We start from the raw sequence: 10,374 nt of genomic DNA, 5'->3' as shown, positions 1-10,374 counted from the left end.
TTGATTAGATTCCTGCTCTGCGTGATATGAAGTTGAATAAGAAAGCAATTTTGGAATGCTTGACAATAATTGCAATCGATTATCATGCAACTCATCAAAACAGCCTGACTTGATTAAATTTTCCAATAATTTACTGTTAATAGATTTGGGGGGTAATCTTTCAATAAAATCAGTAATTGATTTAAACGCCCCTCTTGCTTTTCGCTCATCCGTTACTAACTTACCGAAATTCGGCGTGACTCCCTTAATAGCACCTAAGGCGAAGATTATTGCACCCGCGATGTCATACCGTGGCTTGACCACGGTATCTTTTGAAATTTCCTGGATACCGCAATCAAGTCGCGGTATGACAGGCTTTACGCTATGCGGGATGACAGTGTCCGAAAACTTTACACTAAAATACCCTTCAGAAATATTAATATTAGGTGCAGTAATTTTTATGCCGTTATCTTTTGCTTCTTGTAAAAATAAATTAATTTTATCGTGATTATTCAATTCAAGATTTAAGCATGCTACTAAAAATTCAGCAGGATAATTAGCTTTAAGATATGCAGTTTGGTATGAAATAACACCGTAAGACGCAGCATGTGCCTTATTAAAACCGTATCCGGCAAATTTAGCCACGGTCGCAAAAATGGATTTAGCTTGAGATTCCGAAATATTATTAGCAATTGCTCCTTTAACAAAAATTGCTTCCTGCTCCTCCATTTCTTTTTTTATCTTCTTACCCATTGCTCTACGAAGTAAATCGGCAGCTCCTAGCGTATAACCTGCAAGAACCTGAGCAATTCTTTGTACCTGCTCCTGATATATCACCACTCCGTAAGTTTCTTCTAAGATTGGCTTCAATAGCTCATGTAAATAATCAGGCTGTTGTAATTTATGCTTACAAGCTATATAGGTAGGAATATTTTCCATAGGACCAGGACGGTATAACGCACCAAGAGCTATCAAATCATGTATAGAATCAGGTTTAAGGCGTCTAAGTGCATCTTTCATCCCGATACTTTCAAATTGGAAAACGCCGACTCCTTTACCTTTACACAACATTTGATAAGTCTTATTATCATCAAACGTCATATCATTAAAATCTACTTCTATCCCTTGCTCTTTAAGCAGTTTCTTACAATCGGTAATAACCGTTAGGGTCTGTAGCCCTAAAAAATCAAATTTAATTAAACCGGCAATCTCGGAATATTTCATAGAATAACCGACTACCAGCATATCGGAGTTAGCATCTTTATATACCGGTACTATATCGACTAAATCGGTACCTGCTATTACGATTCCTGCAGCATGAGTTGAGGAATGCCTATGCAGCCCCTCAAGAATTAACGAAGTATCAAGCACTAGCTTAATTAACTCCGCTTCACCGTCCAAATTATACAGCCCATTACCTTTAGCGGCATTTGCAAGCTCCGGAACTTCACGCATTGCCTGTTCTAAGCTAACTGGATTAACTGCACTAAAAGGGACAAGCTCCGTTAGATAATCAGCGAATTTATAAGGTAAGCTAAGCACACGAGCGACATCCTTAATTACAGCCTTTGCCTGCATCTTACCGAAAGTTATAATCTGTCCTACTCTATTATTACCGTATTTAGAACGTACGTAATTAATTACTTCCTCACGCCTTTCCTGACAAAAATCAATATCAAAATCAGGCATTGAAATACGTTCAGGATTTAAAAATCTTTCAAATAATAAGCCAAATTTAATCGGATCGAGATCAGTAATAAGCAAGCTCCAAGCAACAACCGAGCCTGCTCCCGATCCTCTACCCGGTCCGACTAAAATACCCTCTTTTTTACTCCATTTAATAAAATCAGATACAATCAAAAAATAACCAGCAAAATTCATATTACAGATAATATCCAGCTCATAATTAAGACGAGCAAAATATTCGGTTTTCAATTCTTCTTGATTCTCTAACGAAATATTTTCAGATTTAAACTTTGTAGCAAGCCTTACAAGCAACCCTGCTTTTGCATCTTTTCTAATTAAATCCGTTTCACTAATATCTTTGGTGGCAAAATTAGGCAGCATCGGCGGGTTTGCATGTGCGGCAAAATAACAACGCTCTCTTAAATTCACGGTATTTTGGATGGCACTAGGTAAATCGGAAAAAAGCTCTATCATCTCATGCGGTGATCTAAAATAACAATTTTCGCTAACTGTTTTTCGATCCAGATATTCTTTAGTAACACCGGCTGATATACATAACAATACATCATGTGCATCATGCATGCTTTTCTCACTAAACAAAACTTTATTAGTAGCAACAAGCGGAATAGCAAGCTCGGCAGCAATTCTAATATAACTATCCTCAATAAACTGTTCTTCCGGTAGCTCATGTCTCATAATCTCAAAGTAAAAACGATTTCCTAAAATTTCCTGTAATTTACGTGCAAACAGCATCGCTTGCTCCTCGTTGCGAGCTAGCAAGCATTTTCCGACAATACCGTCGGTATAACAGCATAATCCTATTAATCCTTCTTGATATTCGATTAAATCTTCAAAATCAATGTGATCGCATATCTTACGATCATTTTTAGTAAAAGTAAGGCTTGATAGTTTGAGTAAATTTTTATAGCCAGTTTCATCTTTAGCTATAAGCAAAATTTGAGCAAAAATATCTATATCGTATTTTATATTTAGAATAACTCCGTGTATCGGCTGCAGTCCTTTTTTTACTGCATATAATGCAAACTCTAATGAGCCGAATAAATTTCCCTTATCTGCCAAACAAATAGCAGGCATTTTATTCGATGAAGCAAGTTCTACTACCTTCTCAATCGTTAATGCACTTTCTAGAAAAGAATAAGAGCTTTGAATTCTTAAATGAATAAATTCAGGTCGCATTTTAAATTAATGTTAAAGTTTATTGTCTTACTGTATGACTCTTTATGTCATTCCCGTAGACTTTTTATGTTATTCCCACGTAGGCGAGAATCCAGTACTTTAAAGCTTTTTAAAAGCTCGATTTATCGCGCTTTACCCTGGATTCCTGCCTTCGCGGGAATAACATCGGAAGCCTTAACGACAAGACTAAATTTTACTTCCGACTGCATAATATCTAAAACCGATTTTTTTCATTGCTTCATTATCTAGTATATTTCTAAGATCAATGATTATCGGCAATTTTACTAAATCATAAATTTCGTGCCAATTAAGTTCTTTAAATTCTGACCATTCAGTTGCAATAACTATAATATCTACTGATTTACAGGCTTCAACTGCTGAATCTAAATATAGCAAATTTTTATGTTCCAAATTCTTTTTAGCATTTTCAAGACCGATAGGATCAAATGCTTTAACATATACATCTTTATTTAATAAGATCTTTACAATTGCGATGGCAGGGCTTGCTCTCACATCATCTGTTCCTGCTTTATATGTTAAGCCTAAAATTGCTATATTTTTACCTTTTAAATCTCCGTCTAACAAAGTAGCTATTTTATCTACCATATTACTTGGACGCTGCTTATTACTTTTAATTACTGCCTTAAGAATCCTACAATCTATATGATGATTTTCTACAAGATTATTTAATGCTAGAATATCTTTTGGAAAGCACGAACCACCAAAACCAGGTCCTACATTTAAAAAATTTTGACCGATTCTTTGGTCAAGTCCTACACCTTTAGATAAATCTTTAATATTACCGCCGATTTTTTCACATAAATCAGCCATCTCATTAATAAAAGCAATTTTGGTAGCTAAGAAACTATTTGAAGCATATTTAATAAGTTCGCTCGTCACTAAATCGGTAACCACAAACTTTGCACCTTGTAAAGGTGCATAAATTTTTCGCAATATTTCCTCTGATTCTTTATTATTTACACCGATCACTATACGATCAGGATATAAAAAATCTTCTACCGCACTACCCTCTCTTAAAAACTCAGGATTAGAAGCAACATTAAATGAAAAGCCTCTTGATTTTAAATAAGCTATAATATTACTGCAACTACCCGGCGGAACGGTAGATTTTATGACTATTAAACAATCTTTATTTATATGCTCGAACACTTTATCAATAGCATCATAAACATATTTTAAATCCGCTTCTCCCAACCATTTTGAAGGTGTACCGACCGTAATAAATATTGCATCAGCATTTTGAAGTTCATTATTATAAATATTTGTAAATTTTAACCTATCAGATTCTAAAGCTTGCTTAAGATACTCATCAAGTTTAGCTTCATAAATCGGTAATATTTGCTTATTTAATTTGGATATTTTAACCTCATCATTATCAATACAAGTAACATTATGACCTAAATAGCCCATAATAATACCTGAGACTAATCCCACATATCCGCTACCGATAAATGTAATATTCATAATTTTTCGTGATTTTTATATTAAATTTTTAAATTATACGTTATATTCCAAGTGTATACCTCAAATAAATGAAGAGTAGTATAGACTAAGCTCAATTTCAACAAGTGCAAGGAGTCCACAAGACGAGGAACGGAGCGTATACTTAATACGTTAGTACCGGAGTACTTGTAGAATGACTTAGCCAATTTTTGCAGTTCTATCCGAGTATATAAAGCTTTTATCATATTTCAATAGATTTACAAGCTCAAATGAATTTTATTAAAAAAACCTTTATTAGTATTTTTATAATTCTGATTTCATTATCTTTGGCTATAACTCTAACTGTTTATAGTGCAAATAAAGGACACTTAAATGAACCTTTGAAAAAAATAATTGAATTTTATTTAAGTAAAAATGATATAAAGGCTGTACTACATAATTTAGAATTTAAAGAAAACCGATTATCCATAGATAAAATTTCCTTAAGTCTTATAGATAATGCTAGAGGAGAAATTAACGATTTTAATCTTTTCTTTAATTTCAAAAATTTCTTCTCTAATGCGTTAATAGAGGCTAATTTTAATATCGATAAAATTTCCGTAATTTCAAATAACGATGAAGAGATTATAAATACTTCAACGACCGGTGATTATTCGTTAAATATAATTAAAAAAGATTCCCTAACCGACATACGACTAACTTCAATAAAAAGTGATATCTTAACTGATGAGCAAGGAGCAGACTTACCTCTAGGAAATGCTTTATGCTCATATAAAACCACCTATTCTAAAGATAATCCAAAGACCGTTAATTGCAAACTCACCTTTGGGGACAAAGCTTTTTTATCACTCAGCGGTATAATAACCGATAAAAATATCGATGCAAGTGCAGCTGCCGCAAATATGCCTTTAATAATTTATCAAACAGTCGAAAAAATTATTCCGGATAATCCTATAATCTCATATTTACGAGAACATATAAAACAAGGTTACATCCAAAACGGAGAATTAAATATTAAATTAGATAAAAAATTTTTAAAAAAAAATATTTTAGTAGAAGATAATTTAAAAGCAAATTTACATATCTCGAATTTTGAATATAAATATCATACAGATTTACCGCCTTTGACTAAAGTTGATACTAATATAATCATTTCAGGACCGGAAATAAAATTTCTAATTAATGAAGCATATAGCGGTAAAAGTGTCGTTTCAGACGGTATTATGACTTTCAAATGGGAAGGACCGGATAAATCACAATTTGTTTTTAATGCTACTGCTAAAGGTGAAATTAATGACTTAATTGCCTTTGTTCCAAATGATGCATATCAAAATATTAAAGCTCAAAATATTGATCTTAAAAAAATCAAAGGAACGGCAAATTCAATAATAGAGCTAATAATTCCTATTAGCCCCAATATCCCTAATAGCTATAATGTTTTGTCGACATTAACAAATATCTCTTTTAACACCTTAGACAATAATATCCTATTACAAAACGGTGAAGCCAAAGGTAGTTTTAAAGATAAAAAACTAAATATTAGCGGTAAAGGTAACATTAATAATTATGCAAGCAGCTTTACTTATGACCATGATATATCGGATAAAAATAATGAGTGTTTACTTAAAATAAAAAGCAATATTGCGGCAAATAATCAAAGATTTGGAGTATTTAAATTAATTTCAGGCAGTACCGTTTTAAATTTTGAGTATAAAAAACAGCATAATAATGAGAGTTTTATTACCGTTAATTCTAATCTTAATAATTTAGAATTTTATATAGATAAAGTATCTATTCATAAAAAATTATATAAAAAAGCCAATTTATATTTATATACTAAATTAAATGATAAAAATTTCGATAGAAATATTGAATTTAACCTTTCAGGGCAGGATAATCTAAAAATTAACGGTAATGCCTTAATTAAGAAAAATATTTATAATATTAATCTAGCCTCTGTTAAACATAATCATACGGATTTAAAAGGAAAAATAATCATAGATAACCATAATCTTAATACGGCACTTTATGGAAGCGGATTAGATTTATCAAATGCTAATATGATGCAGTTTTTAGAAAAAGCGGGAGATTCTACACGTAATATTAATTTAAAAACTAATATCTCAAAAATACTTTTAAAGAATAATATAATGCTAGGTAATCTTGATTTAGCAATTAAATGTGATAAAGTGCGGTGTTTCTCCGGCTTTCTAAATGCTAATATTGATAATAAAAAAGTTAAGATGTCGCTTACCGCTAAGGAAACTTTTGAACAATGGTTAATTGAATCCGATAATGCCGGAGCATTGCTTAAGGGACTCGGAATGTATACCACTATGCAAAACGGTCAGATTAACATCAACTTAAATACAAAAAGATATGAAGTAAAAAAAGGTGAAATAGTGCCAATATTAGACGGCAAATTTTCTATAAAACATTTTACGGTAGTCGATACTCCTTTTTTAACACGGCTTGTTTCCTTTGTTTCGTTGCCGGGTTTTCTTAGTTCAATAACTAATAATAAAAATATTTTATTTGAAGATATGAGCGGTAAATTTAATTATAGAGGAAATATAATTACAATTTTTGATACGGAAGCACATGGACCGTTCTTTGATTTTACTATGACAGGTAATATTGATACCAAGCAGCAATTAATTATGGTTAAAGGAAATGTTATTCCTTCCTTTTTCTTAATCAGCACTATTGTAACTAAAATACCGGTAGTCGGTAAAATATTTTCCAAAGTCGCTCCTTACTCCCTAAAAATGAAATATTAAGTAACTATTTAAAGCTATTAGATTTCGTGTACAAAATTTTTAATCATTCCTTTATGTCATTCCTGCGAGGCATTATTGCGTGTGTACCTACCCGTCATTGCAAGCGACTGAAAGCGTTGTTGCATGGCTCAAAAAACGTGTTCGGTGTCATACCGTGGCTTGACCACGGTATCCAGAAAATAACTAAAAATACTAACAATATTAGTATTTTTTAACTGGGTCCTGCTACAAACCTGCGGGATGACAGAGGTGGCAGTAAGCCATGCAACAAAGCCACAACTGCAAGGAGCGTGGTGGCAATCCAGAAATAATAATAGAATATTCTGTAAATCAGAATTTTTTACTGGATTGCTTCGTCGAAACTTACAGTTTTTCCTCACAATGACGTTGAAGATCAATTCATGCAAGAATGACATAAATAACCATACATATTTAATCGGTATTTTACTTTTAGGCTTAATTTCCGGTCTTACGTTCAATTTAATTTTTTTTACAGTTCCATATCAATTATCCGAAGCAAAATACACCACTGATATAATAGGTTCGATATCACTAGCTGCCTTTCCGTATTGCTTAAAGGTCATATGGTCACCTTTTATAGATAAATACTCTATACCTTTTTTATGTTCTAAATTCGGTCACAGGCGTGGCTGGGCATTGGTATCACAAATATTTTTAATCCTAGCGATGACGGGGTTCTTAAACATAAGCCCTTGTAATAACTTATATATTATTGCAATTATCTTATTTATTATTTCATTCTGCAGTTCTACACAAGATATTGTACTTGATGCATATAGAATTGAGAGACCTACATCTAAAGAAGAGCTTTCAATGGCTTTTACCTTTAGTAGCATAGGGTTTCGTTTAGGTATGTTACTTGGCAGCGTCGGTACTTTATATTCATCAATTATTTTCGGCTGGAATACAGTATATAAATTTGCTCTATTCATTACTCTAATTGGACCTATAGTAATTTTATGTATCAAAGAACCACAATCAAAAGAAATACACCATACAACTACTAATTTAATAGGATTACAACAATATTTTGAAGTTATTAAAAAAAGTATTATCTCCTTAAAAAATGAACAGCAATATTTACTGCTAATTATATTGTTTATCTTTTTATATAAAGCTGCGGATTCTATACCTATGGCTATGAGTTCGCCTTTATTACTAGATTTAAGTTTTACTACTCATGAAATTGCCGTTATTTACAAAGCTTACGGGTTACTAATCATGATCGTCGGAGGAGCTTTAAGCGGCGTTTTAGCTGCAAAAATGGGTATATTTCATAGTGTCTTAATTGGTGGAGTTATTCAATTATTGTCACCTCTTATGTTTATGATTCTTGCTACTATCGGCTATGATATAAAGACATTTATAATAACTGTTACAGTACAAAATTTTTGTGCAGGCTTTGCAGGAACTATTATCTCTATCTATTTTGCTAGCCTTTGTAATAGTGAATTTGTTGCCACACAATATTCTATTATTGCATCTTTTAGCTCTCTTAGCCGTATTATTCTAGCTAGCCTTGGCGGTATTTGTGCAAAATATCTTACTTGGCCTGTATTCTTTTTAGGTAATACTCTGTTTAGCATGTTATTTATCCCGATATTTTATAAAATATATAGAAAGAAACTAGGCTTTGTGAATATTTCTAAAAAGATATGACAATTATTAAAAAAGGTTTATAATATTGATATATATATTTCTGCGAAATGAAGAGTCAGAATTTTTATGAAACTATATAGTTTTCAAGAACATTTATTAGAATTAAAAATAAGGCTTCTTAGAATATTTACTGCTTTTATAATTATATTTGCTATTTGCTATTATTTTAGCGACACTATTTATAGTGTTTTATTAAAACCGCTTGCTAAGCTAAGCGGTGATACGGTACGAAATATAATTTATACAGGGCTTACAGAAGCATTTTTTACCTATATTAAACTTGCAGCTTTTACTGCTTTTACTATTATTATACCTATAATTGCTTTGGAGTGTTATTTATTTATCAGTCCTGGGTTACACCGCCATGAAAAAAAAATTATCGCTTTTATTCTTTTTATGTCGCCTATTTTATTTTGGTGCGGTAGTATTTTTGTTTTTTACTTTGTAATGCCGAAAGCTTGGAATTTTTTTCTTAGTTTTGAAAAACGTGATATGATAGTACCGATAGTTTTGGAAGCAAGAATTAGCGAGTATCTAAATTTAGTTATTCATTTAATTATTGCTTTTGGAGTTGCTTTTCAGCTGCCAGTTGTGATAATGATATTAAATATACTAAAAATAGTTAAGGTACAAACACTTAAGCAAAAAAGACGCATTGCCGTGGTCATTAACTTTATTATTGCAGGAATATTAACGCCCCCTGACATTTTAAGCCAGTTTGCTCTTGCAATACCGCTACTTTTATTATATGAAACTTCAATAATGATATGTAATTTTATAGAAAAACCGAGGACACTAAATGTTAAATATCAAATGGATTAGAGAAAATCAAGAATTGTTCGATGAAAAGCTTAGCCAAAGATTTATTGAACCTATGTCTAGTAAAATTGCTATGCTCGACAGAGAGAAAAGAAAAATTACGAGTTTAATTCAAGAATTTCAGCATGCACGTAAGGTAAAATCAAAGATTTTAGGTAATATGGCCTCTAAAAGCGGCGAAGAGTTTGAAGGGTTACAAAGAGATGTCAAACATATAAATGAGAAGTTGGAAGCACTTGAACAGGATCTAAATAATAATAACGAATTAAATGAACTATTAAATATGTTTCCTAATATTCCGGACGAAGAAGTACCTTACGGAATGGATGAAAGTATGAATAAATTAGTTCGTACTTACGGAGAGACAAATCCAAATGCTTTGAATCAACAGCATTTTGAACTAGGTATAAAATTAAATTTAATGGATTTTGAACAAACTGCTAAAATTTCTGGAACTAGATTTGTAACGTTAAAAGGTGATTTAGCAAAGCTAGAACGTGCTTTAATTAATTTTATGCTTGATGTTCATACTAAAGAGTTGGATTTCTTTGAGATATCACCTCCGGTATTAGTTCGAGATAATGCTATGTATAATGCAGGACAACTACCTAAATTTGCCGAAGAGTCTTTTGCAATAACCAATGGTTACAGACTAATTCCAACCGCAGAAGTATCTTTAGTAAATATAGTCGCCGATACTATTATACCAAGAGAAAAATTACCGATGCGTTATGTTGCTTACACCCCGTGCTTTAGATCAGAAGCAGGT

At 32.0% G+C, this 10,374-nt stretch carries 4 protein-coding genes and 2 pseudogenes; 4 read left to right on the top strand and 2 right to left on the bottom strand.

Annotated features, from left to right (window positions below):
- Window positions 1-2,862, bottom strand: a 2,862-nt coding sequence (gene dnaE / locus O6R16_RS06355) for a DNA polymerase III subunit alpha (RefSeq protein WP_499680477.1), incomplete at its 3' end; no start/stop codon positions are given.
- A 186-nt stretch (window positions 2,863-3,048) separates the two neighbouring features.
- Entirely contained in the window at window positions 3,049-4,347 is a 1,299-nt protein-coding gene (locus O6R16_RS06350; protein ID WP_499680476.1) for a UDP-glucose dehydrogenase family protein, read from the bottom strand.
- Window positions 4,348-4,595: 248 nt separating this feature from the next.
- On the opposite strand from O6R16_RS06350, the gene O6R16_RS06345 reads away from it, so the two are divergent.
- From O6R16_RS06345 to O6R16_RS06330, 4 genes and pseudogenes are all read left to right on the top strand, one after another.
- Window positions 4,596-7,106, top strand: coding sequence for a transporter AmpG 3 (locus O6R16_RS06345; RefSeq protein WP_499680475.1), 2,511 nt, complete (start codon window positions 4,596-4,598; stop codon window positions 7,104-7,106).
- 170 nt (window positions 7,107-7,276) lie between these two features.
- Window positions 7,277-8,786, top strand: a pseudogene (locus O6R16_RS06340) (MFS transporter).
- Between the two features lie 66 nt (window positions 8,787-8,852).
- The gene (gene tatC / locus O6R16_RS06335) at window positions 8,853-9,608 is read left to right on the top strand and encodes a twin-arginine translocase subunit TatC (protein WP_499680474.1); all 756 of its coding nucleotides are present in this window, start codon (window positions 8,853-8,855) and stop codon (window positions 9,606-9,608) included.
- A pseudogene (locus O6R16_RS06330) lies at window positions 9,586-10,374 on the top strand (serine--tRNA ligase); the annotation flags it as partial. The gene tatC and the pseudogene O6R16_RS06330, both read left to right, overlap by 23 nt.

This window comes from Candidatus Rickettsia tasmaniensis, from assembly GCF_036857515.1.
Taxonomy (GTDB): Bacteria; Pseudomonadota; Alphaproteobacteria; order Rickettsiales; family Rickettsiaceae; genus Rickettsia; species Rickettsia rickettsii.
The sequence above is the reverse complement of the archived record's forward strand: the minus strand, read 5'-3'. Positions and strand labels throughout refer to the sequence as shown.

Bases quoted from the DNA above. Each gene is read 5' to 3' on its own strand.
- O6R16_RS06350 (WP_499680476.1), bottom strand. From the start codon at position 4,347: ATGAATATTACATTTATCGGTAGCGGATATGTGGGATTAGTCTCAGGT.
- O6R16_RS06345 (WP_499680475.1), top strand. From the start codon at position 4,596: ATGAATTTTATTAAAAAAACCTTTATTAGTATTTTTATAATTCTGATT.
- tatC (WP_499680474.1), top strand. From the start codon at position 8,853: ATGAAACTATATAGTTTTCAAGAACATTTATTAGAATTAAAAATAAGG.